Below are 25,793 nucleotides of genomic sequence, written 5' to 3'. Positions count from 1 at the left end.
TCAACAACCCCTCCGGCCTGCGGCGTTGTCGGGAAGACCCGTCATGCCCCAAACAGACAAAAGCTGACAATACGACGGCTTCATAGTTGCAGAGTCAATCGTTCGGTAAACTAATTACTGATGGTTTATTGACGCCCCCTTGACGCCCTCTTGACCTACTCCCTAAGGAACAGGCTCATCGGACACGCAGACACCCTCCTCGCCATGGGCGGCGCCTTCCTGGCCGCTGCCGTCCTCGCCCGTCTCGGCGGCCGCATCGGGCTGCCTACGATCCCCCTGTTCATCCTGGCCGGCATCCTTCTCGGCCCTCACACCCCCGGTTACACGCTTCTCTCCAACCCGCACGACCTGGAGATGCTCTCCGCGCTGGGACTCGTCCTCCTGCTCTTCTACCTGGGGCTCGAGTTCCACATGGACGACCTCAGGACGGGCGGCCGGAAGATGGCCATCGCGGGCGGGACCTATCTGGTCCTGAACGTGGGCGCCGGTCTCGGTTTCGGTTTCGCGCTGGGCTGGGGCACGTCCGAGGCGCTGGTCCTCGCCGGTGTGCTCGGCATATCCTCGTCCGCCATCGTCACCAAGATCCTGGTGGACCTGGGGCGGATCGGTAACCCGGAGACCCGGCCGATCCTCGGCATCATCGTCGTCGAGGACGTCTTCCTCGCCCTCTACCTCGCCGCTCTCCAGCCGATCCTGTCCGGTGCGGACAGCCTCTCGGCGATGCTCGTCGACGCCGGCAAGGCCTTCGGCTTCCTGCTGCTGCTCGCCCTGGCGGCCCGGTTCGGGACGAAGGTCATCGGCAAGCTGATGAACACCAGGGACGACGAGCTCCTCGTCATCTCCTTCCTCGGTGTCGCGGTCTTCGTCGCCGGTGTCTCCGAGATGTTCGGCGTCGCCGACGCGATCGGTGCCTTCATGGTCGGTCTCATGCTCGGCTCGACCACCTCCGGCGAGCGCATCCTCAAGCTGGTCCACCCGCTGCGCGACGCGTTCGGCGCGATCTTCTTCTTCGCCTTCGGTCTCTCCATCGACCCCGGCGTCCTCCCGAGCGTCTTCTGGCCGGTGCTGGCGGCCGTCGTCCTGACGCTCGCGATGAACGTGGCGGCGGGTCTCGCCGCCGCCCGGATCTACGACTTCGGCTCCCAGGGCACGGCCAACATCGCCACCACGCTGGTGGCCCGCGGCGAGTTCGCGCTCATCCTCGCGACGATGGCGGCCGCCGCCGGACTCGACAGCCGGCTCTCGCCGTTCATCGCCGGCTACGTGCTCCTGCTCGCCGTCCTCGCCCCGCTGGCGGCCGGACGCTCGCACTGGCTGGCGCGGATCCTGCCCGGCGGACGCGGTGGCGGTAGCGGCAAGGACGGTGGCGGGAAGGACGGCGACAAGGATCAGGAGCAGATCCCGGTGTCGGTCTGAACGGAGACGGAGAGGTGTCCTCGTACACCGCACCCGTGAGTGACGATCACCACATGATCACTCGCGGGTGATGGGCACCTCTCCGTTGACGAGGCCCTCTCAGTGCCACCGTGGCTCTCTCGGTGCCGCCGAGGCTCTCTCAGTGCCTGCGCGAAAGCAGCAGGAGCGCCCGGTCGTCGTTGACGTCCTTGGCGCAGGCCTCGATCAGATGCCAGGCCGCGCCCTCGAAGCCGGCGGAGACATAGCGGTCGGCCTCGCCGGTCAGCCGGTCGATCCCCTCGGCGATGTCCCGGTCGGACGCCTCCACCAGTCCGTCCGTGAAGAGCATCAGCACATCGCCCGGGGCGAGCGAGCCCTTGACCGCGTCGAACTCGGCCCCGTCGTAGACGCCGAGCAGCGGCCCCTCCCCCGACTTCTCCTCCCACTGCCCGCTGCCCGCGTGCAGCTGGAGCGCGGGCGGATGACCGGCCGAGAAGATCTCGTAGTCGCCGGAGTCCAGGTCCAGCACCAGGTGGATCGAGGTCGCGAACCCCTCGTCCCAGTCCTGCCGCAGCAGATAGCCGTTGGCGGCGGCGAGGAAGCCGTGCGGCGGCAGCGAACCGAGCAGGCCCCCGAAGGCGCCGGAGAGCAGCAGGGCCCGGGAGCCCGCGTCCATGCCCTTGCCGGAGACGTCGGTGAGGACGACCTCCAGGGTCCGGCCGCCGTGGGTGCGGGCCGCGACGACGAAGTCCCCGGAGAAGGACTGCCCGCCGGCCGGGCGCAGGGCCATCTCGCGGTGCCAGCCCTGGGGCAGCCGGGGCAGGGCGCTCTGGACCCGGATGCGTTCGCGCAGGTCGAAGAGCATGGTGCCGCCGCGCCGCCAGGGCACCCCGACCCGGGCCCGGAACTGGGCGAGGACCAGACCGAAGAACCCGCAGGCGGCGACCACGAGGACGGTGCCGGGGGTGACCCGGGCCGGGCCGTCCAGGTACGGGCCGAGGGTGAGCGCCTCCACGATCAGGGCGCCGGCGGCCGTGGCGTACAGGCCGAGCAGGCTGGCGGGGCGCAGCAGGAGGCCGCCCGCGACGATGGGGAGGGCGAGGGCGGCCGGGTCGATCCAGACCGGGCTGGCGATGGTGGCGAAGGTGATGGCGGGAATCGTCAGCAGCAGACCGGCCATCGCGATCCAGTCGGAGCCGTCGCCCCGGAAGTAGTCCACCCCGGATCTGCGCAGCCCGATGCGGGCCCGGTGCGCCGATCTGCGCCACCGGGCCCAGAAGTCGTCCACTCCTCCGCGACGGGCCATTGCCGGGACCCTATCCACCCGGACGCCTCCGGTGCAGGGGGACCCCGGTGACGATCCGCGCGAAATCGGGTCGTCCGCTTCCGCTCACCCTGGTAGGGATGGCCTATGACTTCAGAACTCCGTGTGCTGCGACCTGCTGAATGGGACTCCTGGTTCGCCTGTCTGGAGCGTGCGTTCGGGGGCGTGGCGAGTGCCCCGGAGTCGCGTGCGCTCTGGCAGGACCTGACCGAGCACGACCGGTCCATCGGGCTGTGGGACGGGGAGGTGTGCGTCGGTACGGCGGGCGCCTACAGCTTCCGGCTGACCGTGCCCGGCGGGGCCGCGGTGGAGACGGCTGGGGTGACGGCGGTGAGCGTCTCGGGGACGCACCGGCGGCGCGGGCTGCTGCGGACGATGATGCGGCGCCAGTTGGACGACGTACGTTCCTGGGGCGAGCCGCTCGCCGTGCTGACGGCCTCGGAACCGGCCATCTACGGGCGCTTCGGGTACGGGGCCGCGACCCGGGCCCTGAGTGTGAACATCGACACCTCCCGCGTACAGCTGGATCTGCCGCCGGGCACCGACGAGGTACGGGTGCGGTACACGGATCCGGTGGCGGCCCTGCCCGCGTGCGAGGAGGTGTACGGGCGGCTCGCCGCGGAGCGTCCGGGCACGCCGGTGCGGCAGCCGAAGTGGGAGCAGGCCGCGGTGATCGACACGGAGAAGGACCGGGCGGGCGCCTCGCCGTTGCAGTGCGTGCTGGCCGAGCGGGACGGGGAGGTGACCGGGTACGCCACGTTCCGGGTGCGGCCCGACTGGGACCGGGCGGGGCCGAAGGGGACGGTGGCGCTGCGGGATCTGGCGGCGCTGGATCCGGCGTCGTACGCGGCGCTGTGGCGGTTCCTGTTCGGCATCGACCTGACGTCGTCGGTGGAGGCGGGCTCGCGGCCGGTGGACGAGCCGCTGATGCATCTGGTGTCCGACGTGCGGCGGTGCGAGGCGCGGGTGCAGGACTCGCTCTACGTACGGCTGGTGGAGGTGGGGGCGGCGCTGGAGGCGCGCGCGTACCGGACGCCGGTGGATGTGGTGCTGGAGGTGGCGGACGACTTCTGCCCGTGGAACGCGGGGCGCTGGCATCTGGTGGCGGACGCGAAGGGCGGTGCCTCGTGCCGGCGTGCGCCGGATCGTGCGCCGGATCTGGAGCTGTCGGTACGGGAGCTGGGCGCCGCCTATCTGGGCGGGGTGTCGTTCACCTCGCTCGCGGCGGCGGGGCGGGTGCGGGAGGTGCGGCCGGGAGCGGTGGAGGAGGTCTCCTCGGCGTTCTCGTGGCACGTGGAGCCGTGGCTGCCGCACGGGTTCTGAGCAGGCGTTGCCCGAGCGGTCAGGCGCCGCCCGGGTCCTGGCAGCGCGGGCACCAGAAGAGGTTGCGGGCGGCGAGGTCCGCCGTCCGGATCTCGCTCTCGCAGATGTGGCAGGGCAGGTTGGCCCGGCGGTAGACGTAGACCTCGCCGCCGTGGTCGTCCTTGCGGGGCGGGCGGCCCATCGCCTCGGGGAGGTGCTCCGGGCGGACGGTGTCGATCCGGTTGTTCCGCACGCCCTCGTGCATCAGCTCCACCAGGTCCGCCCAGATCGCGTCCCACTCGGCGCGGGTGAGGTCCTTGCCCGTGCGGTACGGGTCGATGCCGTGGCGGAACAGGACCTCGGCCCGGTAGACGTTGCCGACGCCCGCGATGACCTTCTGGTCCATCAGGAGCGCGGCGACCGTGGTCCGGCTGCGGGAGATCCGCTGCCAGGCGCGCTCGCCGTCCTCGTCGCCGCGGAGCGGGTCCGGGCCCAGGCGCTCGTGTATCGCGCGCTTCTCGGGCTCGGTGATCAGGGCGCAGGTGGTGGGGCCGCGCAGATCGGCGTGGTGGGCCGCGTTGACCAGGCGGAGGCGAACGGTGTCGGTGGGCGGCGGGGGCGGGGCGGTGCCGAAGCCGAGCTTGCCGAAGAGGCCGAGGTGGATGTGGACCCAGCCGGAGGAGCCGAAGCCCAGGAAGAGGTGCTTGCCGTGGGCGTCGGTGGTGGTGAGGGTGTGCCCGTCGAGGAGGGCCGCACTGTCGGAGAACTTGCCCTGCGGGCTGCTCACCCGGACCGGCCCGCCCGTGAACCGCTCGGCGTGGTCCTGGGCGAGGCGGCGGATCGTGTGTCCCTCGGGCACGGCGGGCTGCTCCTGTGGTTCCTCTGGAAGGGCGGGCGGTGACATGGCCGTGCCGCCGGGTCCGGGACCCGGCGGCACAGGTGGGCGTCGGGGTCAGCCCTGCTGCGGGTGGTGGGCCGGGATCGGGGGGAGCTCGCCGGTGTTCTCGTACGCCGAGAGCATCTCGATGCGGCGCGTGTGGCGCTCCTCGTTCGAGTACGGCGTGGAGAGGAAGATCTCGACGAACTTCGTCGACTCCTCCACCGTGTGCATCCGGCCGCCGATCGCGACGACGTTGGCGTTGTTGTGCTCGCGGCCGAGGGCGGCGGTCTGCTCGCTCCAGGCCAGTGCGGCGCGGACGCCCTTGACCTTGTTGGCGGCGATCTGCTCGCCGTTGCCGGAGCCGCCGATCACGATGCCGAGGCTGTCCGGGTCCGCGGCCGTCTTCTCGGCGGCACGGAGGCAGAACGGCGGATAGTCGTCCTGGGCGTCGTAGATGTGGGGACCGCAGTCGACGGCCTCGTGCCCGTGGGCACCGAGCCACTCGACGAGGTGGTTCTTGAGTTCGTAACCGGCATGGTCGGATCCGAGGTACACGCGCATGGTGCGAAGTGTGGCACGAACTCCGCCGGGTAGCCGTCAGCGGGGTCGCACACCCTCATTCGATGATTCGCAGGTTCGAGCCCGATTTCATGTGGCGAACACCACTCGGGCAACGATCAGGCAAACGATCCGAAAGAGGGGGTTCCCCTTCCGCCTTGTATCGGGCTTGAATGCGTGGCCTTGTCTTCGCACACCCCACGGGCACGATCCGACGGCGGAGCAGGGCACACCCTCATGCTCGAAAAGGTAAGGAATCCCCCCATGACGTCGCAGACGACGCTGGCGAAGCCGGGCCAGGAGCCCGGTGAGCCGGACCGGCCGGACTCGTCGGGCGGGCTTCAGGCAGGCCTGAAGAACCGCCACCTCTCGATGATCGCGATCGGCGGCGTGATCGGCGCCGGGCTCTTCGTGGGATCGAGCGCGGGCATCGCGGCCGCGGGACCGGCGATCCTGATCTCGTACGCGATGGTCGGCCTGATGGTCGTCCTCGTGATGCGGATGCTCGGCGAGATGGCCGCCGCCCGCCCGAGCTCCGGCTCCTTCTCCGCCTACGCCGACCAGGCGCTGGGCCGGTGGGCCGGTTTCTCCATCGGCTGGCTCTACTGGTTCTTCTGGGTCGTGGTGCTCGCCGTCGAGGCCACGGCCGGCGCCAAGATCCTGGAGAGCTGGATCCCGGGCGTCCCGCAGTGGGCCTGGGCGCTGATCGTGATGGTCGTGCTGACCGCCACCAACCTGGTCTCGGTGGGCAGTTACGGCGAGTTCGAGTTCTGGTTCGCCGGGATCAAGGTCGTGGCGATCGCCGCGTTCGTGGTCGTCGGCTTCCTCGCGGTCTTCGGGTTCCTGCCCGGTTCGGACAACCCGGGGTCGGGTCTCGCGCATCTGACGGACAGCGGCGGGTTCTTCCCCGAAGGACCCGGGGCCATCCTGACCGGTGTCCTGATGGTCGTCTTCTCGTTCATGGGCAGTGAGATCGTGACGCTGGCCGCCGGCGAGTCCTCGGACCCGCAGCGGGCCGTCTCGAAGGCCACCAACAGCGTGATCTGGCGTATCGCCGTCTTCTACCTCGGCTCGATCTTCGTCGTGCTGACGCTGCTGCCGTGGAACGACCCGTCGATCCAGGAGAAGGGCAGCTATGTCGCCGCCCTCGACTCGATCGGGATCCCGCAGGCCGGCAACGTCATGGACTTCATCGTGCTGACGGCCGTGCTGTCGTGTCTCAACTCCGGCCTGTACACGGCCTCCCGGATGGCGTTCTCGCTCGGCGAGCGGGGCGACGCGCCGAAGTCCTTCGCCCAGGTCAACAAGCGCGGCGTGCCGCAGGCGGCGATCCTGTCCTCGGTCGTCTTCGGCTTCGTGGCGGTGTTCTTCAACTACCAGTGGCCCGACACGGTGTTCGCGTTCCTGCTGAACTCCTCCGGCGCGGTCGCGCTCTTCGTCTGGCTGGTCATCTGCTTCACCCAGCTGCGGATGCGCGGGATCATCCTGCGCGAGACCCCGGGCAAGCTGGTCGTACGGATGTGGCTCTTCCCGTACCTCACCTGGGCGACGATCGCGGCGATCTCCTTCGTCCTGGTCTACATGCTGACCGACGACACCGCCCGCGAGCAGGTCGTGCTGTCGCTGCTGGTCGCGGCGCTGGTGGTGGGCATCTCGCTGGTCCGGGAGGCGCGCAGCCGCAAGGCGGTCACCCCCGCCGAGTGACACGTATGTGAGTGACACGCATGTGAGTGACACGCGCGTGAGAGATACATGACTGTAGGTGTCAGGTATCTCGGGGAGGCTTTCCTTCGTACCGCCGAAAGCGCGAGCGAAGGAGAGCCTCCCTCATGGTTTCCGCATCCGAAGGGTCCGCCGGGCACAACGGGCGGGCCGAGCCCCTGCCCACCTTCCAGACCGGCTTCCCGATCCGGCCCGGCCGGCTGGTGGAGGCCGCCACGCCCGAGGACGTACGGGAGGCCGTGGCGTACGCCGGCGGGCGCGGGCTGCACGTCGCCGCGCACGCCTCCGGCCACGGCCTCCCCGGCCCCGTCGAGGGCGGGGTCCTCATCGCCACCCGCGCCCTGGACTCCGTCACCGTCGACCCGGTCCGCCGCACCGCCCGGATCGGCGCGGGCGCGAGCTGGGGCCGGGTGATCGAGGCGGCGGCCCCGCACGGGCTCGCCCCGCTCAACGGCTCCTCCCCCTCCGTGGGCGCCGTCTCCTACACGCTGGGCGGCGGGCTCGGGATCCTGGCCCGGGAGTTCGGGTACGCCGCCGACCACGTGCGCTCGCTGGACGTGGTGACCGCCGACGGCACCGCACGCCGGGTCACGCCGGAGCGCGAGCCGGAGCTCTTCTGGGGGCTGCGCGGGGGCGGGCACCGGCTGGGGGTGGTGACCGGCCTGGAGATCGCTCTGGTGGCGGTGGAGCGGCTCTACGGCGGCTCGATCGCCTTCGACGGGACGCGGGCGGCGGGCGAGGTGGTACGCGGCTATCTGGAGTGGACGCGGACCGTGCCGGAGACCCTGACGTCTTCGCTGGCCGCGCTCGTGTACCCGGACCTGCCCCAGCTGCCCGAGGAGCTGCGCGGCCGGTACGTGATCTCCGTGCGGGTCGCCTTCACGGGGGACGTGGCGGAGGGCGAGCGGCTGGTGGCGCCGCTGCGGGCGCTCGGGGGGCCCGCGGCGGTCCTGTCGGACTCGCTGCGGGAGATGCCGTACACCGAGAGCCACACCATCCACAGCGACCCGCCGTTCCCGCACGCCTACTACGGGGACAGTGCGGTGCTCGGCGAGCCGGACGCGGAGCGGACCGTACAGGCCTTTGAACTGGCCGGGCCCCGGGCGCCGATGATGACCGTGGTGCAGCTCAACCACCTGGGCGGGGCGCTGGCCGCGCGGCCGGAGGTCCCGAACGCCGTGCCGTACCGCGATGCCGGGTTCCTGCTGCGGCTGCTGTCGCCGCTGGACGGTACGGAGGTGGGCGCGGTGCGCGCGCTGTACGGGGAGGTGGGGCGGGTGCTGGAGCCGGCCGTCCTGGGGCGGTCGCTGAACTTCTCCTTCGGCGGCGGGGACCGTACCGCCGGTTTCCATGAGGCGGAAACGGCGAAGAGGCTCGCCGGTCTGGTCTCCCAGTACGATCCGGCGGGCCTCTTCGGTGGCCCGTACGGGGCCTGAGTCTTCGGGCGGACGGGATCAGCCTCGGCGGCCCAGCAGCTTCCAGGAGGCGGGCAGCGCGCCCATCGCCAGGGCCGCCTTGAGCGCGTCGCCGATCAGGAACGGGGCGAGACCGGCCGCGACGGCGGCGCTCAGGGACATACCGGTGGCGAGCGCCAGGTAGGGCACGCCGACGGCGTAGATGATCGCGGAGCCGATCACCATCGTGCCCGCCGTGCGGAGCACCGAGCGGTCGCCGCCGCGGCGGGCGAGGGCGCCGACGACGGTGGCGGCGAGCAGCATCCCGAGGATGTAGCCGAGGGACGGCATCGCGTAGCCCGAGGTGCCCTCGGCGAACCACGGCATCCCGGCCATGCCGACGACCGCGTACACCGCGAGGGCGAGGAAGCCGCGGCGGGCGCCGAGCGCCGTGCCGATGAGGAGCGCGGCGAAGGTCTGGCCGGTGACGGGGACCGGGGAGCCGGGGACGGGGACGGAGATCTGCGCCGCGATGCCGGTGAGGGCGGCGCCGCCCAGCACGAGGGCCGCGTCGACGGCGTAGCGGTGCCGGGCTGCGGGCAGCAGGTCGGCGAGGACCGCTCCGGAGCGGACGGGGGCGGCAGCAGTGCTCATCGGGACTCCGCGGGTGAGGGCAGGCGGGCTGGGACGGCTCCGCCAGGCAGGTGGGGTGGGGCATGTGGGGTGGGGCAGATGGTGGGACTGCTGCCGACGTTAGCCCAGCAGTGAACGACCGATCACCATCAGCCGCCCACAAAGCGGTGGTTGACGGGTTGGTGGGATTCGCACAAAGGTCCCCGCGCAATCGCCTCTGGGCGTGATGCTCGTCACGGAGGTGGGGCGGCGGGTGGTCCGTTTTGGCGGGAGAGGCCTTGGAGGCTCAGACTGTAGGTTCCCCATAAATGATCCGAGAGTGACCCGCACACCATGCACGAGGCTCCCCCCACCCCGTCCGGGCCCACCACGGCCCCCGCCGAGCCCCTCGAACACGGGCTGAAACAGCGTCACCTCACGATGCTCGGGCTCGGCGGGGTGATCGGGGCCGGGCTGTTCGTCGGGTCGGGCGCGGGGATCGCGGTGGCGGGGCCCGCCATCGTGGTCTCGTATCTGATCGCGGGCGCGCTCGCGATGCTGGTCATGCGGATGCTCGGCGAGATGTCCGCCGCGATGCCCGCCTCCGGCTCCTTCTCCGTGCACGCGGAGCGGGCGCTCGGGCGGTGGGCGGGGTTCAGCGTCGGCTGGCTGTACTGGTTCCTGCTGGTCGTGGTCCTCGCCGTGGAGGCGACGGCCGCCGCGCAGATCGCCCACGGGTGGGTGCCGGCGGTCGAACCGTGGGCGTGGGTGCTGCTGTTCATGGTCGTGTTCACCGCGGCCAACCTGGCGGCGGTGAAGAACTTCGGCGAGTTCGAGTTCTGGTTCGCCTCCTTGAAGGTCGGCGCGATCGTGGTCTTCCTGGGGCTGGGGGTGCTGGCGGTCTTCGGGTGGCTGCCGGACACCGACCCGGTCGGGATGACCAACCTGACCGGGCAGGGGGGCTTCCTGCCGAACGGGTGGGGCGGGGTCGTCTCCGGCGTGCTGACGGTGGTCTTCGCCTTCGGCGGCCTGGAGGTCGTCACCATCGCCGCCGCCGAGACGGACGACCCGGCGCGTGCGGTGGGGCGCGCGGTGCGCAGCGCGGTGGTGCGCATCCTCTTCTTCTACGTCGGGTCGATGCTGGTCATCGTGACCGTGCTGCCGTGGACCGCCCAGCAGGCCGGGCTGAGCCCGTATGTGAAGGTGCTGGACTCCATCGGGGTGCCGTCGGCCGGGCAGATCATGAACATCGTGGTGTTCGTGGCGCTGCTCTCGGCGCTCAACGCCAATCTGTACGGCTCCTCGCGGATGGTGTTCTCGCTGGCCGAGCGCGGGGAGGCGCCGCGCGGGCTGCTCAAGGTGTCGGGCGGTTCCCCGGGGAAGGCGGGCGGGGTGCCCCGGCGGGCGGTGCTGGCCTCGGTGGCCTTCGGCTTCGTCTCCGTACTGCTCAATCTGCTCTGGCCGGACACCGTGTTCCTCTACATGCTCAACTCCGTCGGCGCGGTGCTCCTGTTCGTCTGGGCGCTGATCGCCGCCTCCCAACTGCGGCTGCGCGCCCGGCTGGAGCGCGAGGCGCCGGGGGCGCTCGCGCTGCGGATGTGGTGGTTCCCGTATCTGAGCTGGCTGACGCTGGCGGGGCTGCTGGGGGTGCTGGTGCTGATGCTGACGGACGCCGACGCGCGGCCGCAGGTGCTGTGGTCGGCGGGGGCGACGGCGCTGGTGCTGCTGGTGGCGGTGGGGCGTCAGTGGCGGGAGCGTAAGGGGTCGGCGCTGACCGGCCGGTAGGGACGCAAGGGTCGGGATGCATGGGTCGGGACGCAAGGGGTCGGCTCTTACCGGCCGGTAGGCGCGTGTGCACCTTGTGTGAGCCTCGTGCCCGTATAGCGGACACCCGTTCCGTGTGAGCGGTGCGGATGCTCAGACTGTGGGTTCGTCCCCTGTCTCAGCTAGCGAACAGAGCTTGTCCATGTCTCGGACCTCCGTGTCTCCCCCCACCGCTGACTCCGCGGCCCCCACCGGAGCCTCGGCGGACTCCGCGCTCACCCACGGTCTCAAGCAGCGGCACCTCTCGATGATCGCCCTCGGCGGCGTCATCGGCGCCGGGCTCTTCGTGGGCTCCGGGGCCGGGATCGCCGCCGCCGGACCCTCGATCGTCGTCGCGTACGCGCTCTCCGGGCTGCTCGTCATGATGGTGATGCGCATGCTCGGCGAGATGTCGGCCGCCAACCCGGCCTCCGGCTCCTTCTCCGTGCACGCCGAACGGGCGATCGGCCCCTGGGCCGGGTTCACCGCGGGCTGGTCCTTCTGGTTCCTGCTCTGCGTCGCCGTCGGCCTGGAGGGCATCGGCGCCGCCCAGATCGTCAGCGGCTGGCTGCCCGGGACGCCCGAGTGGGCCTGGGTCGCCCTGTTCATGGTGGTCTTCCTGGGGACGAACCTGGCGGCCGTGAAGAACTTCGGCGAGTTCGAGTTCTGGTTCGCCGCGCTCAAGGTCATCGCGATCACCCTGTTCCTGGTGCTCGGCCTGCTGGCGATCTTCGGCGTGCTCCCGGACACGAAGGCGCCCGGCCTGACCAACCTCACCGGCGACGGGGGCTTCCTGCCCAAGGGCATGGACGGCTTCATCATCGGGCTCCTCGCCTCCGTCTTCGCGTACGGCGGTCTGGAGACCGTCACCATCGCCGCCGCCGAGTCGGAGAACCCGGTGCAGGGCGTCGCGAAGGCGGTCCGTACGGCGATGTGGCGCATCGCGGTCTTCTACATCGGCTCCATGGCCGTCATCGTCACCCTGGTCCCCTGGGACAACCCGAAGGTCGCCGAGGTCGGCCCCTTCTACGCGATGCTCGACCACCTCGGCATCGGCGGCGCCGCGCAGATCATGAACGTGGTCATCCTCATCGCCCTGCTCTCCGCGATGAACGCCAACATCTACGGCGCCTCGCGGATGGCCCGGTCCCTGGTCGCCCGGGGCCAGGGACCGGCCGTACTCGGCCGGATCTCCTCCGGGGTGCCGCGCAACGCGGTGCTGTTCTCCTCGGTGTTCGGCTTCCTGTGCGTGCTGCTCAGCTACTGGCGGCCGGACGACGTCTTCCCCTGGCTGCTGAACATGATCGGCGCGGTGATCCTGGTCGTCTGGATCTTCATCGCCGTCTCCCAGCTGATCCTGCGCCGCCGCACCGAGCGCGAGTCGCCCGAGAAGCTGGTCGTACGGATGTGGCTCTTCCCGGTCCTCACGATCGTCGCCCTGGCGGGCATGGCGGGCATCTTCCTGCTGATGCTGCGCCAGCCGGACACCCGCGACCAGCTGCTGGCCACAGGGGCGCTGACGGCGGTGCTGATCGGGATCGGTGTCGTACGTCAGCGGCGGCTCCGCGGCAGTGACGCGGCCGAGATCCCGGCGCAGCGGAAGTAGTCGCCCGCTGCTGTGATCCGGGGACGTGTGGAGCCGGGGCAGGGGGCGACCCTCCGCCCCGGCGTCTTCGGTCACAGCAGAAGCAGCACCGCCGCGCCCCACAGCACCGAGAGGGCCACCAGCGGCGGCCCGGCCGGCATGCCCTGCCGGGACGCCGGCGCCTCCTCGGCCGGGCGCAGCTCCGGGTCGAGGTGCAGGGCCCGCACCTCGTCGGCGGCGCGCACCGCATACGGCTCACGGCCCAGGCGGCGCTCCAGCCACGCCCAGCCGGTGGGGGCCAGGTCGACGTTGTCGTGGCCCTTGCCCGTGCCGATGCGGATGCCGTCCTCGTGGTGGCGTACGGCGGTGATCGCGTCCCACTCGACCCGCCGGACGCGCCACGCCCCGGTCACCCACAGCCCGTCGCGGTCGGCGGTGATCCGCCAGATGAGCATCGTCGCCACGGTCGAGATCAGCCACGCCAGGGCCACGGGCAGCCACAGCCAGGACCACGACGGCCCGTCGTCGAGCATGGCCCAGATGCCGCCGCCCTGCACCACCAGCAGGAAGAGGCCCACGGCGCGCGAGAAGCCGTGCGCCTTCCACACCCGCAGGCCCGGGCCGGGCGTCATGGTGGCGGCGATGTCCTCGACGGACCGCCGCTCGTTCTTCCGCCTACGGCTCTTCGCTCCGCGCGCCAGCAGCCCCGGGACGGCCGGCTTCACGGCGGTGACGCTGCACTCGGCCAGCACCTCCGGCTCGTCCGCGTCGAGGCGCGCGGCGAGGGCGACCTCGGCGCCGGCGTAGGGGACGCCGTACAGGACGGCCTCCCGCAGCGGCGGGGGCGGGTCGTCGCCGCGGAGAATCTGCTTGACCTTGGTGAGGTCGACGGCGTCCGCTTCCCCCTCGTCACTCTCCTTCTGCTCCTCCTCGTCCTCCTCCTCCTCGAAGGCGTGCAGCGAGTGGAAGTGCAGGATGGGCTGGAGTCCCTGCCGGTCGTCGGCCGCGAACACCCAGGTACGGGCATCCTCATGTCCCTCACGCACCAGCACGCGCAGCACCGGCAGCGGCCGGCGCCGCAGCCGCGCCGACCGCGTGCGCCCGTCCACGCCGTTCGCGAAGAACCCCAGCGCCGCGGCGGCGCCGCCCAGCGCCAGCGTCTCCCACCCGAAAGCGTCGTACGGCTCCGCGACCAGCGCCGCCCAGTCGCCGTCCACCACGATGTCGACCCGGCTGCCCTCGGGGAAGTCCTCGGGGAAGGCCGTCTCGAAGCGATGGGTCCGCTCGTCGGCCTCCACCTTCAGGATGTCGTTGCCGTCGTCGTCCTGCTCCTGGGCCACGACGAGGCCGGACAGGTGCGTGGCGCCCGCGGCCCGCTCCTCGTACGCGTCGGCGACCTGCTGGGCCTGCCAGGAGCCGAACCCGGCGGCGGCGAGCATCAGGGCGGCCAGGACGAAGGAGAACCGGCCCCGGCGGAACGTCAGCGCGGCGGCGGGCAGCCGCTGGGCGACCGGCCCGGCGGCCTCCAGGGCCAGCGCCCGCTGCCGCCCGGCGAGGGTGAGCCGGTGGACGATTCCGGCGGTGGTGAACGCGGCGGCCACGGGGTAGGCCAGCGCGTACGGTTCGCCGAACGACTCGGTGAAGCCGCCGTCCTCGGCGAACCCCGCCAGCCCGGCCGCCAGCCCCGCGAGGGCGAGCCGGGGCTGCCGCCACACCCAGTACGGGGTCACCACCAGCACGACCATCATCCCGAGCCCCGACCAGTCGGTGCCGCACGGCTCGGCGGACGTACAGGGGGCGAGGGGAGCCTCCCCCATGTACCAGAACATCGAGACGACCAGCGCCAGCACCGCCCAGAGCGGGTGTGCCCACCGGGCGGGCACGGCGGCGAGCCAGCGCTCGGCGTCGGGGGTCCGCCAGTCGGCGGTGCCGGGGGGTATGTGTTCGGCGGGCAGCGGCACGGGAGGACTGTTCACCAGGGCAATTATGTCCAGGGCTGGTGCACGGACCCGGGCCGGGGCCGGTCCGGGGCCTGGGCAGGTCCAGGCCTGGGCAGGTCCAGGCCTGGGCAGGTCCAGGCCTGGGCAGGTCCGGGGCCGGTTCGAGGCCGGGGCCTGACGTCGGCGGTTCCGTCCCAGGTAAGGCACAAGTCTCCCCTTACGCCGCCCGCCGCACACGCTCTTCGCGGACGCGTGTGCGGCGGGGTGAAGGGGAGGTTCTCAGCGGGTGGTGCGCTTGCTCGCCGTCTTCTTGGCGGTCTTCTTGGCCGCCGCCGTCGTCGTCTTCTTGGCGGGGGCGGGCAGCGCCGTCTTCTTGGCCGGGGTGCGCTTGGCGGCCGCGCGCTTCGGTGACGCGGCCGCGGCCGCCGCCTCCTCGGTGTCGGCGCCGGCGTTCGACAGGGAGCCGGAGCTGCTCTCCAGGTGGGCGCGGACGAACCACTGGAACTGCTCCAGGCCGCGCAGGTGCTCGATGAGCAGGTCCTCGGTGACGGGGTCGATCTCACCGGCCTTCTCGACCGCCGCGCGGTGGTCCTCGATGATCCCCGTGTAGACCAGGTCCAGGGCGCCGAGGTGGGCGATGGCGTCGGCGCGGCCGACGCTGTAGTCGTCCCAGGTGCGCTCCTTGACCAGAACGCCCGGCGTGCCCTGCGGCTCGCCGCCGAGGGCGGAGATGCGCTCGGCGGCCGCGTCGGCCATGTCCCGTACGGCGGCGGTCTGCGGGTCGAGCATCTCGTGGACGGCGATGAAGTGCGGTCCGACCACGTTCCAGTGGATGTGCTTGAGCGTCAGGGCGAGGTCGTTGAGCGCGTGCAGGCGCAGCGTCAGGAGGTCGATGACCTGCCGGCCCTCGTCGACGCCGAGGCCGGGGACGGTGTAGCGGGGGGTGCGTGCGGGGGACATGGGGCTCCTGTTCCTGGTGATGTGCCGGTGGGTGGGTGAGTGGGGGGATGGCGGTCTAACCGGCGTCGCCGGTGCCGCCTTCGGTCGGGGTGGCGCCGGGGCGCTCGCCGCCGGGCCGGACGGGGCCCGCCGCCGCACGGATGCTCGCGAGGGCGGCGTCGGCCACCGCGCGCGGGGTGATGCCGAACTCCTCGTACAGCCGCTCGTAAGGGGCCGAGGCGCCGAAGTGCTCCAGGCTGACCATGCGGCCCGCGTCGCCGACGATGTCCCGCCAGCCCTGGGCGACGGCTGCCTCGACGCTGACCCGGGCCCGTACGGCGGGCGGCAGGACCTCGTCCTGGTACGCGTACGGCTGGTCGGCGAACCACTCGCGGCAGGGCAGGGAGACCACCCGCGCGTCGTGGCCCTCGGCGGCCAGCAACTCCCGGGCCTCCAGGGCGATGTGGACCTCGGATCCGGTGCCGATGAGGATGACGTCGGGCGTCTCCTTGCGGCTGTCGGCGAGGACGTAGCCGCCCCGGGCCGCTCCGGAGGCGGGAGCGTAGGCGCCTTCGCCCTCGCCCCGCTCCAGGACGGGCAGCGGCTGCCGGGTGAGGGCGAGGCCGGCGGGGCGGTCGTGGTGCTCCAGGACGGTGCGCCAGCAGACGGAGGTCTCGTTCGCGTCGGCGGGCCGTACGACGTCGAGGCCGGGGATCGCGCGGAGTGCGGCCAGCTGTTCGACGGGCTGGTGGGTGGGGCCGTCCTCGCCGAGGCCGATGGAGTCGTGGGTCCAGACGTAGGTGACCGGGAGCTTCATCAGGGCGGCGAGGCGGACGGCGGGGCGCATGTAGTCGCTGAAGATCAGGAACGTACCGCCGTAGGGGCGGGTGAGGCTCTGGAGCGCGATGCCGTTGAGGGTCGCGCCCATGGCGTGCTCGCGGATGCCGAAGTGGAGCGTGCGGCCGTAGGGATTGCCGGGGAACTCACCGGTCTGCTTCCCCTCGGGCACGAAGGACGGCTCGCCCTCCATGGTGGTGTTGTTGCTGCCCGCGAGGTCGGCCGAGCCGCCCCACAGCTCGGGGAGCACGGGCGCCAGCGCGGTCAGCACGTCGCCGGAGGCCTTGCGGGTGGCGATGCCCTTGGGGTCGGCGTCGAAGACGGGGAGGCTGTCGGTCCACCCGTCGGGGAACTTCTGCTCCAGCAGCCGGTCCAGGAGCGCGGCGCGCTCGGGGTGGGCGGTGCGCCACTCCTGGTAGCGGGGCTCCCAGGCGCGATGGGCTTCGGCGCCCCGTTCCCGTACCGCACGGGCATGGGTCAGTACGTCGTCCTCGACGGTGAAGTCGGCGTCCGGGTCGAAGCCGAGCAGCTTCTTGGTGGCGGCGACCTCGTCGTCGCCGAGGGCGGAGCCGTGGGCCTTGCCGGTGTTCTGCTTGGTGGGCGCGGGCCAGCCGATGATCGTGCGCAGCAGGATCAGGGAGGGACGGCCGGTCTCGCTCTTCGCGGCCTCGACGGCGGCGAGCAGGGCGTCGACGTCCTCCACGTAGTCGCCGGTCCGGGTGAAGTCCACGGTCTGGACGTGCCAGCCGTACGCGGCGTAGCGGGCGGTCACGTCCTCGCTGAAGGCGATGTCGGTGTCGTCCTCGATGGAGATGTGGTTGGAGTCGTAGAAGACGACGAGGTTGCCGAGCTCCTGGTGCCCGGCCAGCGAACTGGCTTCGGACGTGACGCCTTCCATCAGGTCGCCGTCGGAGGCGACGACGTACACGTGGTGGTCGAAGGGGCTGGTGCCGGCCGGCGCGTCGGGGTCGAGGAGGCCGCGCTCGCGGCGGGCCGCCATGGCCATGCCGACGGCAGAGGCGAGCCCCTGGCCGAGCGGCCCGGTGGTGATCTCGACGCCCCGGGTGTGGCGGTATTCGGGGTGGCCGGGGGTGCTCGACCCCCAGGTGCGCAGCGCCTCCAGGTCCGTCAGCTCCATCCCGTACCCGCTCAGGTACAGCTGGATGTAGAGGGTGAGGCTGGAGTGGCCGCAGGAGAGCACGAAGCGGTCGCGGCCGAGCCACTGGTCGTCGGCCGGGTCGTGGCGCATGACCTGCTGGAAGAGCAGGTACGCCAGCGGCGCCAGGCTCATCGCGGTGCCGGGGTGGCCGTGGCCCGCCTTCTGCACGGCGTCGGCGGCCAGCAGCCGGACGGTGTCGACGGCGCGGACGTCGAGCGGGCCCCAGCCAGCCGCGTCCGCGACTGGCAGGGCCAGCTTCGGGTCGCGGCCGCGGTCGGGGCCGCCGCCCGGGGCATCGGGGGCGTCGGGGGCATTGCGGGGTGCCATCAAGTCCTCCTGCATCGGTGGGGCGGTCAGCGGCGAGCGGCGCGCCTGCGGACCCCGGCTCCGCGACGACGCCCGGCCGCTTGGCCGGGTCCCCCGGAACGACGGGTCCAAACCTGCGATGGCGTACGCAGCACGACAGGAGGAGCAAATCACCCTTGCGGGACAAAGCGCGGAAGACCTGCGGGAGAAGGAGCGAAGAGCGGGGCCGCAGGTCCTAGGCCGAAGGGCTGATCAACTCGGGAACCTTCCTGCTGTTAGCCTGCTCCTGCATATAGGTTGCAATAACAACTGGACGGCATTCCCAGCAGTCGGAGGGCTCGCATCATGGCCACGTACACGCTCCCGGAACTCCCGTACGACTACGCGGCGCTCGAACCGGTCATCAACCCGCAGATCATCGAGCTGCACCACGACAAGCACCACGCCGCCTACGTCAAGGGTGCGAACGACACCCTGGAGCAGCTGGAAGAGGCCCGCGACAAGGAGGCCTGGGGCGCGATCAACGGCCTCCAGAAGAACCTCGCGTTCCACCTCTCCGGCCACATCCTGCACTCGATCTACTGGCACAACATGACCGGCGACGGCGGCGGCGAGCCCCTCGCGGCGGACGGCGTGGGCGACCTCGCCGACGCGATCACCGAGTCGTTCGGCACGTTCGCGGGCTTCAAGTCCCAGCTGACGAAGGCCTCGGCCACCACCCAGGGCTCCGGCTGGGGCGTGCTCGCGTACGAGCCCCTCAGCGGCAAGCTCATCGTCGAGCAGGTCTACGACCACCAGGGCAACGTGGGCCAGGGCTCGGTCCCGATCCTGGTCTTCGACGCCTGGGAGCACGCCTTCTACCTTCAGTACAAGAACCAGAAGGTGGACTTCATCGAGGCGATGTGGCGGGTCGTCAACTGGCAGGACGTGGCGAAGCGTTACGCGGCCGCCAAGGAGCGCACGGACGTACTGCTGCTCGCGCCCTGACTCCGCTCCGGCGGTTGATGCGTCCTGCCTCGTGATCGTCTTCTCAACCTTCACCGCGGCAGGCGGATGAACGGAAAGCCCTCGCGAGGACGTGACTCGCGGGGGCTTTCCCATGCCCCGCGCGGCGCCTCGCGCCTCGGGTCACCGGGGTGCGGCTGAGGGCACGGCCTCGGGAAGGTGCCCGCCTGAGCCCTGCCCGTCGGGCCGGTCCGAGCGGTGCCCGCCGGGCCGGTCCGAACCCTGGCCGTCGGCGAGCAGGCGCAGTGCGTCGGCGGAGGGTTCGTCGTTGGCGGTGTAGATCTCCAGCCGGTGGTCGGGGATGTCGGGCTGGAGCCAGACCTGGTAGTCGACGCTGACCCTGCCGACGGTCGGGTGGCGCATCCGCATGGTGCCCACGGTGCAGTCGGCGACATCGCCGGTGGCCCACAGCCTGGCGAAGTCGTCGCTGCGCATGACGAGTTCGCCGATGAGCTCGGCCAGCCGGCGATCGGTGGGGTACCGCCCCGCGGTGAACCGCAGGTAGGCCACATGGATCCGGGCGAGTTCGTCCCAGTTCTCGTGCAGGGCACGGGTGTGGGAGTCGAGGAAGAACATCCGCGGGACGGACGGCCGTCGCGCCGGGTCCTGCGGCGCTTCGAAGTCGACGTGTTCGGCGGTGAGGGCGTGCCCGGTGCGGTTCCACGCCAGCACATCGCCCCGGCGGCCGAGGACGACGGCCGGGGTGTTGCGGCCCAGCGACTCCAGGAGCGCGAGCACCCGCGGATGCAGCCGCTGGCGCTGATGGCGGACCATGCGCGGTTCCGCCCGCCGGAGCGCGAGGTTGTGCAGGTGGGCGCTCTCCGCGGGGTCGAGCATGAGGATGCGGGCGAGTGCGTCGAGGACCTGCCGGGAGGCGGCCCCGGCCTGGTCCTGCTCCAGCCGGGTGTAGTAGCCGACGCTCACCCCGGCGAGCTGGGCCAGCTCCTCCCGCCGGAGTCCGGGGACGCGACGGGAGGTGCCGTAGGTGCGAAGTCCGATGTCCTCCGGTGTGACCCGGGCGCGGCGGGACTTGAGGAACGTCCCGAGGCTCTCCAGTTCCATGGCCATGGCTGCGAGTGTAGGAGGGCACGGCGGGGTCCTGGGTATCCCTGCGAGGTGTACCCATGGCGTGGGGATGGCTGCGCGTCATGGCGAATCCCAAGCTCGTGCCCATGAAGCGAACTACTGACATCCACAGGCCCGGTCCGCGGGCATGGCTCGGCCTGGCGGTGATCCTCGGCCCGGTTCTGCTGGTCGCGATGGACGGCTCGGTGCTGTTCCTGGCCATGCCGAAGGTCACCGAAGCCCTCGCGCCGACCGCCGGGCAGGCGCTGTGGACGCTGGACATCTACGGATTCGTCGTGGGCTCCCTGCTCATCACCTTCGGCGGCATCGGTGACCGGTACGGCCGGCTCAAGCTGCTGATGAGCGGGGTGGCCCTGTTCGGTCTCGCCTCGCTGGGAGCGGCGTTCGCGTCGAGCCCCGACCTGCTCATCGCCTTCCGGGCGCTCATGGGCCTGGCCGGGGCGACGCTGCTGCCCTCGGCACTCGCGGTGCTCGGCGAACTGTTCGAGGACCCGAGGCAGCGGGCCCAGGCGATCGGGATCTTCGCCGCCGCCTTCGCCGCCGGGTTCGCGATCGGGCCGGCGGTCGGCGGGCAGTTGCTGAGCCACTTCTGGTGGGGTTCGGTCTTCCTGGTCAACCTTCCGGTCCTCGTACTGTTCCTGGTGCTGGCCCCGTTCCTGCTCCGCGAGGTGGCGACCTCGCGGGCGGGCCGCATCGACGTGCTGAGCGCCGTGCAGTCCGTGGCCGGCCTCCTGCTGAGCATCTACGCCGTCAAGCACCTGGCCGCGGAGGGCTGGTCGGCGACGGTCGCGGCCGTGGGAGTGGCCGGCCTGGCGGTGCTGGTGTGGTTCGTCCGGCGGCAGCTCACGCTGGAGCATCCGCTGATCGACTTCAGGCTGTTCCGGGACCGGGTGTTCACCGTCGCGATCATCACCGGGCTTCTGCCGCTCGCCGCGTGGTCGGCGACCGCCTACCTGTCGGGGGTCTACCTCCAGTCCGTACTGGGGATCCCCATCCTGCGCGCCGCGCTGCTCGCCCTCCCCGGGGCCCTGCTGCTCACCGTCACGTGCATCGTGACGCCGATGCTGGTCGCGCGCATCGGCAAGCGGACGGCGCTCGTCACCTGCCACGCCCTCGTGGCCGCCCGTCTGCTCCTGCTGCTGCCCGTCGCGTCCTCCGGCGGGGTGGGCTGGTACATCGCGTCCACGGTGCTCGCCGGGGTCGGGTACGGCATCTCGTTCAGCCTCGTCGCCGAGACGGCCGTCGCCGCGGTTCCGGCCGAACGGGCCGGGTCGGCGGCCGCGATCGCCGAGACCAGCAACGAGCTCGGCAACGCCCTGGGCATCGCGCTGCTCGGCTCGTTGTCCGTCCTCGTCTTCCGCCTTCAAGGCCCTGACCTGGCCGGTACGTTCGGCGAGACGCTCGGCCTCCCCGGCCTCGCGCCCGCGGTGATCGACCAGGCGAAGGACGCCTTCGTCACCGGTCTCCGCGTGGTCGCCGTCACCGCCGCCCTCCTCCATGTCGTCCTCGGCCTCGTCACCTTGCGCAGGCTTCCGAAAGCCTTGGAGGACGAGGGGGAGGCCGGCCCGGGCGGCGAGGGCTCGAAGGCTGCCGTGGCGGAGGCAGTCACCGCGGACGGGTCAAGGTAGGCCGCCATGCCCTGAACGGGAAAATACCCGGCACCGATCCGGCCGGACTGCCACGATGACCTTCGTTCCACCCTTCCCTCCTCCGAGCCTGGTGGCGCTCCATGAGCCCCGGGGCCCCGCCACGAAGCGCAGGGAATCGGCATCCGGCTTCGCGGCAGCGGTGATCTGCGGCAGACATGAAGTCGGCCCTGCCCGGCCCCTCACGCGAAGCCGCCCATGCCACGGAAAACGAGTTCCTCTCCCAGATCAGCACGGCATACGCTCGCTGACCGACGGTCGGCACTGCGTGTCCGACGTGACGGAAGGGCTTGGTGGGAGGGTGTGAACAGCGGCAGCGGAGTTGCCTCGCCGGAACACCTGCCTGGGTACGTCTTCCGGCCCTGTCGCGGCCACGAAGACCACGGCGCGATGGCCACTGTGCGGCGGGGCTGTGCGGACCGGGACCGGATCGACGCCCGCTCGGTCGTGGAAGGACTCCCGACAGCGGCCGAGATCGCGGAATCGTGCGCCGCGTCGGACGACCCGTCCGAGAACCAGATCCTGGTGGAGCACGCCGGTGGCGTCATCGGCTACGCGACGATCAGGTGGTGGCGGGAGCGGGACGGCACGTGGTTGTACCTGCACCGTGGCTACCTGCTACCCAACCACCGTAACCAGGGCATCGGTTCAGCCATGCTCAGCTGGACAGAAGGCCGGATCCACCAACTTGTGCGGCAGCATGGAACGGCGCAGACAGCCGTGTTCGGCGCGAACGCCATGGCCTCGGAACAGGATGCGACGGCGCTGCTCCTCGCAACCGGCTACCGGCGCGTCTTCAGTCTGGTGGAGCTGGAGCTGGCCGAGCTCCGCAAGCTCCCCGACAGCACACGGTTGCCGGCCGGTATGCGCGTGGGTGCCGTCGATCCGGGCAGCTATCGCGCGGCCTGGAAGACGGTCGTCGATTCGTACGCGGATGCCGCCTTCACCCAGAGGTGGACGTTCGAGAGCTTCCTCGCCGCGGCGGATCCGACGTGCTGGCGGGCCGCTTGGGACGGGGAGCACATGGGCGGCGTCGCCTTGTGCTCCATCCGTCGGCAGGACCCCGCGGTGGGCGAGGTCGAAGAGTTGAGCGTTCGGGCGGAGTCGAGACGTCTGGGCCTTGGGCGGGCTCTGCTGCTGGACGGGTTGCGATGCCTGCGTGAGCACGGCGCGGAGACCGCCCGGCTGTACACCGGGACCGCGAATCCGCACCGGTCCTACGACCTCTACGAGAGCGTGGGGTTCCGGCGCCAGAACGAATACGTCCGCTACCGAAAGCGGATCGGCGTCTGATCCGGCGGAGGTTCCGGAAAGCTTCGGGTGAGTCGGCAGTGAAACGGCTGCGCGGGCCGCCTGATCACGGTGTGTGCCGCCGGAACAGTGACCCCACGAACTCCGTCAGCAGCCGTTCCTTCAGCCGGACCGGCAGGGTGTCCAGCAGGAACAGCACCGGGGCCATCCTCTCCGGGAGTGCGCCGGGCCCTCCCGGCGGCCCCTGCCCCAGGCCCGCGAAGGCCAGGATGCCCGCCACGTCCTCCGGGGTGAGGGTGTCGGGGTCCAGGGTCGCCGCCAGGTCCGTGAGGGCCGGGTCGGGGGTGATCGGGGGGAGGGTGCGGGCTGTCGTCAGGGCGGTGGCCAGGTCGGTGAGGAGGGCGTCCACGCGGTCGACCGTGGCGGGGGTCAGGGTGAGGTGGAGGTTGGGCGGGAGGCCGTCGAAGGAGAGCTGGGGCTGGAGGTACCAGCCGCGTACGCGCATCTCGTCGGCCAGGTGCAGGAGGAGGCTCAGGTCCGGTGTGGCGGCGGTGCCGTCGGGGGTGGCGGGGGTGAGGACCGTGAACGCGACCAGGCCCGCCTCCGGTTCGCCGAGGATGTGGACGTCCGGGGTGGTGCGTAGGCCCTCCAGCAAGTGGTCGGAGGCTTCCGCCACCCTGGCGGCCAAGGTCGTGTAGCCGTCCTCGCCTATGTGCTGGAGCACCGCCCACGCCTGGGCCGGCAGGCCCGCCGACTTGGTGCCCTGGACCGTCGGGTTGACCACCGGGTAGCCGGGCCAGCCCGCGTGGGCGAAGTACTGGTGGCGGCGGAGTTCGGCGTCCCGGTAGAGGACCACGGAGGCGCCCTTGTCCGCGTAACCGTACTTGTGCAGGTCGACCGAGAGGGACGTGACGCCGGGGAGGGAGAGGTCGAAGGGTTCCACCGTGCGACCCGCCTTGCGCAGGTACGGGAGCAGCCAGCCGCCTATGCAGGCGTCCACATGGCACAGCACCTCGTGCCCGGCCGCCGCTTCCGCGATCCTCGCCACCGGGTCGATGACCCCGTGCGCGTACGAGGGGGCCGAGGCGACCACCAGGGCGGTACGGGGGGTGATCGCGGCGGCCATGGCGGTGGGGTTGGCCTTGTACGTCACCGGGTCCACCGGGACCACCACCGGTTCCAGGCCCAGGTAGGCGGCGGCCTTGTGGAACGCGGCGTGCGCGGTGGACGGGAGTACCAGTTGCGGGTCACTCACGCCTCGGGTCGAACGGGCGTGGTCCCTCGCCGTCTTGACCGCGAGCAGGATCGATTCGGTGCCGCCGCTGGTGAAGGTGCCCTGGACTCCGGCCGGCGCGCCGAGGAGGGCCGCCGCCGCGCCCACCAGGTCGTTCTCCAGGCGCGCCACGCTCGGGAAGACCGTGGGGTCCAGGCCGTTGACGGTGGCGTACGCGGCGTAGGCCTCGGCGGCCAGTTCGTCCAGGCCCTCGCGCCCGGCGTCGTAGACGTAGGCGAAGGTCCGGCCGCCCCGGGTGGGGGCGTCGGCGGTGCGCAGCGCCTTGAGTTCGGTGAGGATCTCCGCCGCCGGGCGGCCTGCGGGGAGCGCGGGGGTCTCGTGGGCGCTTGCTGCGGGGTCAGGCTGCACGGGTGGCGTCCTCCGGGGCGTCGGCGGGGTCCTCGCGGTAGTGGTGGAGCAGCCACAGGCTCGCGGCGGCGAGGAGTGCGGGCAGCAGGCTCATACCCGCCGTGATGCCGGTCAGCGCGGCGGCCGGCTGGGCGACCTCGTGGTCGGCGTCCGAGGAGCGGAAACCGGTCAGGGCCAGGACCAAAGCAAAGACGCCCGCGCCCAGCGCGAACGCCAGCGTCTCGGCCGCCGTCCACAGGCCGGTGAACGTGGCCGCGCGGCGCTTGCCCGTACGGGCGGTGTCGGCGGCCAGCGTGTCCGCGAGCAGGGTGAGCGGGAGGAGTTGGAGGCCCGCGTAGGCGATGCCGATGACCGCGACGGCGGCGTATCCGAGGGCGTTGCCGACCTGGCCGGTGAGGGCGAGGGCCGCCGCCCCGGCGACGTACAGGACGGTGGCGCAGCCCTGCGCGTACTTCGCGCCGCGCAGCCGGGCGAGCCTCGTCCACACCGGCATGAGCAGGACCAACGGGCCGATCAGGCACGCGAAGAGCGGGGTCACGGCGCCCGGTGAGCCGAGGGTGTACGTGGCGAAGTACTGGACCCCCGCCAGCATCACGCCCACCGCCAGCGCCTGGAGGAACCACATGCCGGCCAGGAAGCGGAACGGCCGGTTCGTGCGGGCCACGGCCAGTTGGGCGCGGAGGGAGGGTTCGGCGGTGGAGCGGGCCACTGCGGGGGCCCACCGGGTGGTGAACCAGGCGCCGAACATGCCCACCGCGAGCAGGACCGCGACCGCGATGCCCATCAGCCGGTAGCTCGCCGGAGTGCCGCCGTCCGCATGGGCGATGGCGGGGGCCAACGCGCCGGAGAGCAGGATCGCGGCGCCCAGGAAGCCGACCCGCCAGCTCAGCACCCGGCGGCGTTCGGCCGGATCGTCGGTGATCTCGGCGGGCATCGTGACGTACGGGACCTGGAAGACCGCGTAGGCGGTCGCGGCGAGCAGGAAGAGGGCGGCGACGTACGCGGCGGCGGCCATGCCGCGCAGCGGGGGCGCGGCGAAGATCAGCGCGAAGAGCGGCGGCAGGGTGCAGGCGCCGATGAGGAGGAACGGGCGGCGCGGGCCGCCGCGCAGCCGGCTGCGGTCGGAGAGCGCGCCGACGAGCGGGTTGATCAGGACGTCCCAGGCCTTGGGCAGGAAGACCGCTGCCCCGGCGAGGGCCGGGGAGACGGCGAGCACGTTGGTCAGGTAGTACAGCAGGATCAGGCCGGGCACGGTGGCGAAGGTCCCGGTGCACAGCGAGCCGAGGCCGTATCCGATCCGCACCCGGCGCGGGAGGAGCGGGCCCGGACTGCCCGGACTTCCCGGACCCCGCTCCGTACCGCTGTCGTGGCGGCTCTCGGTCGGCATGGGGCAGATCATGAACGAGA

General features: G+C 71.7%; 19 protein-coding genes. 9 read left to right on the top strand and 10 right to left on the bottom strand.

What is annotated here, in order from left to right; genetic code table 11:
• The first annotated feature begins 204 nt into the window (after positions 1 to 204).
• Entirely contained in the window at positions 205 to 1,416 is a 1,212-nt protein-coding gene (locus tag R2B67_RS25155) for a cation:proton antiporter (protein WP_317821236.1), read from the top strand.
• A gap of 139 nt (positions 1,417 to 1,555) precedes the next feature.
• On the opposite strand, the gene R2B67_RS25150 is transcribed toward R2B67_RS25155, so the two are convergent.
• Complete coding sequence (locus R2B67_RS25150) at positions 1,556 to 2,701, bottom strand: PP2C family protein-serine/threonine phosphatase (RefSeq protein ID WP_164239136.1); 1,146 nt, start codon at positions 2,699 to 2,701, stop codon at positions 1,556 to 1,558.
• Positions 2,702 to 2,806: 105 nt separating this feature from the next.
• On the opposite strand from R2B67_RS25150, the gene R2B67_RS25145 reads away from it, so the two are divergent.
• Positions 2,807 to 4,042: a GNAT family N-acetyltransferase gene (locus R2B67_RS25145; protein ID WP_317821235.1), complete on the top strand. Its 1,236-nt coding sequence runs from the start codon at positions 2,807 to 2,809 to the stop codon at positions 4,040 to 4,042.
• A 19-nt stretch (positions 4,043 to 4,061) separates the two neighbouring features.
• Here the strand turns inward: R2B67_RS25145 and R2B67_RS25140 are convergent, their stop codons facing one another.
• Both R2B67_RS25140 and R2B67_RS25135 read right to left on the bottom strand, forming a co-directional pair.
• Positions 4,062 to 4,880, bottom strand: coding sequence for an Fpg/Nei family DNA glycosylase (locus R2B67_RS25140; protein WP_317821233.1), 819 nt, complete (start codon positions 4,878 to 4,880; stop codon positions 4,062 to 4,064).
• 93 nt (positions 4,881 to 4,973) lie between these two features.
• Positions 4,974 to 5,462 carry a ribose-5-phosphate isomerase gene (locus R2B67_RS25135; protein ID WP_010062974.1) on the bottom strand — a complete coding sequence of 163 codons (489 nt, stop codon included), beginning with the start codon at positions 5,460 to 5,462 and terminating at the stop codon, positions 4,974 to 4,976.
• A 261-nt stretch (positions 5,463 to 5,723) separates the two neighbouring features.
• Between R2B67_RS25135 and R2B67_RS25130 the strand changes: the two genes are divergently transcribed.
• The gene (locus tag R2B67_RS25130; protein WP_030563688.1) at positions 5,724 to 7,163 is read left to right on the top strand and encodes an amino acid permease; all 1,440 of its coding nucleotides are present in this window, start codon (positions 5,724 to 5,726) and stop codon (positions 7,161 to 7,163) included.
• A 125-nt stretch (positions 7,164 to 7,288) separates the two neighbouring features.
• The gene (locus R2B67_RS25125; protein WP_317821226.1) at positions 7,289 to 8,617 is read left to right on the top strand and encodes an FAD-binding oxidoreductase; all 1,329 of its coding nucleotides are present in this window, start codon (positions 7,289 to 7,291) and stop codon (positions 8,615 to 8,617) included.
• 18 nt (positions 8,618 to 8,635) lie between these two features.
• On the opposite strand, the gene R2B67_RS25120 is transcribed toward R2B67_RS25125, so the two are convergent.
• Entirely contained in the window at positions 8,636 to 9,229 is a 594-nt protein-coding gene (locus R2B67_RS25120; protein ID WP_317821224.1) for a biotin transporter BioY, read from the bottom strand.
• A gap of 312 nt (positions 9,230 to 9,541) precedes the next feature.
• On the opposite strand from R2B67_RS25120, the gene R2B67_RS25115 reads away from it, so the two are divergent.
• Entirely contained in the window at positions 9,542 to 10,972 is a 1,431-nt protein-coding gene (locus R2B67_RS25115) for an amino acid permease (protein WP_317821222.1), read from the top strand.
• Between the two features lie 181 nt (positions 10,973 to 11,153).
• Entirely contained in the window at positions 11,154 to 12,596 is a 1,443-nt protein-coding gene (locus R2B67_RS25110; RefSeq protein ID WP_317821220.1) for an amino acid permease, read from the top strand.
• A 71-nt stretch (positions 12,597 to 12,667) separates the two neighbouring features.
• Here the strand turns inward: R2B67_RS25110 and R2B67_RS25105 are convergent, their stop codons facing one another.
• The 3 genes from R2B67_RS25105 to tkt form a co-directional block, all read right to left on the bottom strand.
• Positions 12,668 to 14,551: a hypothetical protein gene (locus tag R2B67_RS25105; protein WP_317821219.1), complete on the bottom strand. Its 1,884-nt coding sequence runs from the start codon at positions 14,549 to 14,551 to the stop codon at positions 12,668 to 12,670.
• 243 nt (positions 14,552 to 14,794) lie between these two features.
• On the bottom strand, positions 14,795 to 15,475 hold the full coding sequence (locus R2B67_RS25100) for a Dps family protein (protein ID WP_317821218.1): 681 nt from the start codon (positions 15,473 to 15,475) through the stop codon (positions 14,795 to 14,797).
• Between the two features lie 55 nt (positions 15,476 to 15,530).
• Complete coding sequence (gene tkt / locus R2B67_RS25095; RefSeq protein WP_317821217.1) at positions 15,531 to 17,777, bottom strand: transketolase; 2,247 nt, start codon at positions 17,775 to 17,777, stop codon at positions 15,531 to 15,533.
• A 324-nt stretch (positions 17,778 to 18,101) separates the two neighbouring features.
• Between tkt and R2B67_RS25090 the strand changes: the two genes are divergently transcribed.
• Positions 18,102 to 18,743, top strand: a complete 642-nt coding sequence (locus tag R2B67_RS25090) for a superoxide dismutase (protein ID WP_018511460.1) — start codon at positions 18,102 to 18,104, stop codon at positions 18,741 to 18,743.
• Between the two features lie 141 nt (positions 18,744 to 18,884).
• Here R2B67_RS25090 and R2B67_RS25085 read toward each other — a convergent pair whose 3' ends face one another.
• A complete protein-coding gene (locus tag R2B67_RS25085; protein ID WP_317821215.1) occupies positions 18,885 to 19,829 on the bottom strand; it encodes a helix-turn-helix transcriptional regulator in 945 nt (314 codons plus the stop codon).
• Between the two features lie 104 nt (positions 19,830 to 19,933).
• Here R2B67_RS25085 and R2B67_RS25080 point away from each other — a divergent pair, with 104 nt between their 5' ends.
• Positions 19,934 to 21,475: an MFS transporter gene (locus tag R2B67_RS25080; RefSeq protein WP_317821214.1), complete on the top strand. Its 1,542-nt coding sequence runs from the start codon at positions 19,934 to 19,936 to the stop codon at positions 21,473 to 21,475.
• A gap of 408 nt (positions 21,476 to 21,883) precedes the next feature.
• Positions 21,884 to 22,786: a GNAT family N-acetyltransferase gene (locus tag R2B67_RS25075; RefSeq protein WP_317821213.1), complete on the top strand. Its 903-nt coding sequence runs from the start codon at positions 21,884 to 21,886 to the stop codon at positions 22,784 to 22,786.
• A 64-nt stretch (positions 22,787 to 22,850) separates the two neighbouring features.
• Here the strand turns inward: R2B67_RS25075 and R2B67_RS25070 are convergent, their stop codons facing one another.
• Positions 22,851 to 24,386 (bottom strand): pyridoxal phosphate-dependent decarboxylase family protein, encoded by a 1,536-nt coding sequence (locus R2B67_RS25070; RefSeq protein ID WP_317821211.1) that lies wholly within the window; start codon positions 24,384 to 24,386, stop codon positions 22,851 to 22,853.
• Positions 24,376 to 25,773 carry an MFS transporter gene (locus tag R2B67_RS25065; protein ID WP_317821210.1) on the bottom strand — a complete coding sequence of 466 codons (1,398 nt, stop codon included), beginning with the start codon at positions 25,771 to 25,773 and terminating at the stop codon, positions 24,376 to 24,378. The genes R2B67_RS25070 and R2B67_RS25065 overlap by 11 nt, the downstream gene beginning before the upstream one ends.
• Positions 25,774 to 25,793 lie beyond the last annotated feature (20 nt).

It is taken from the genome of Streptomyces cyaneofuscatus (assembly GCF_033109485.1).
Taxonomy (GTDB): Bacteria; Actinomycetota; Actinomycetes; order Streptomycetales; family Streptomycetaceae; genus Streptomyces; species Streptomyces cyaneofuscatus.
This window is presented reverse-complemented; position numbering and strand designations above follow the sequence as displayed.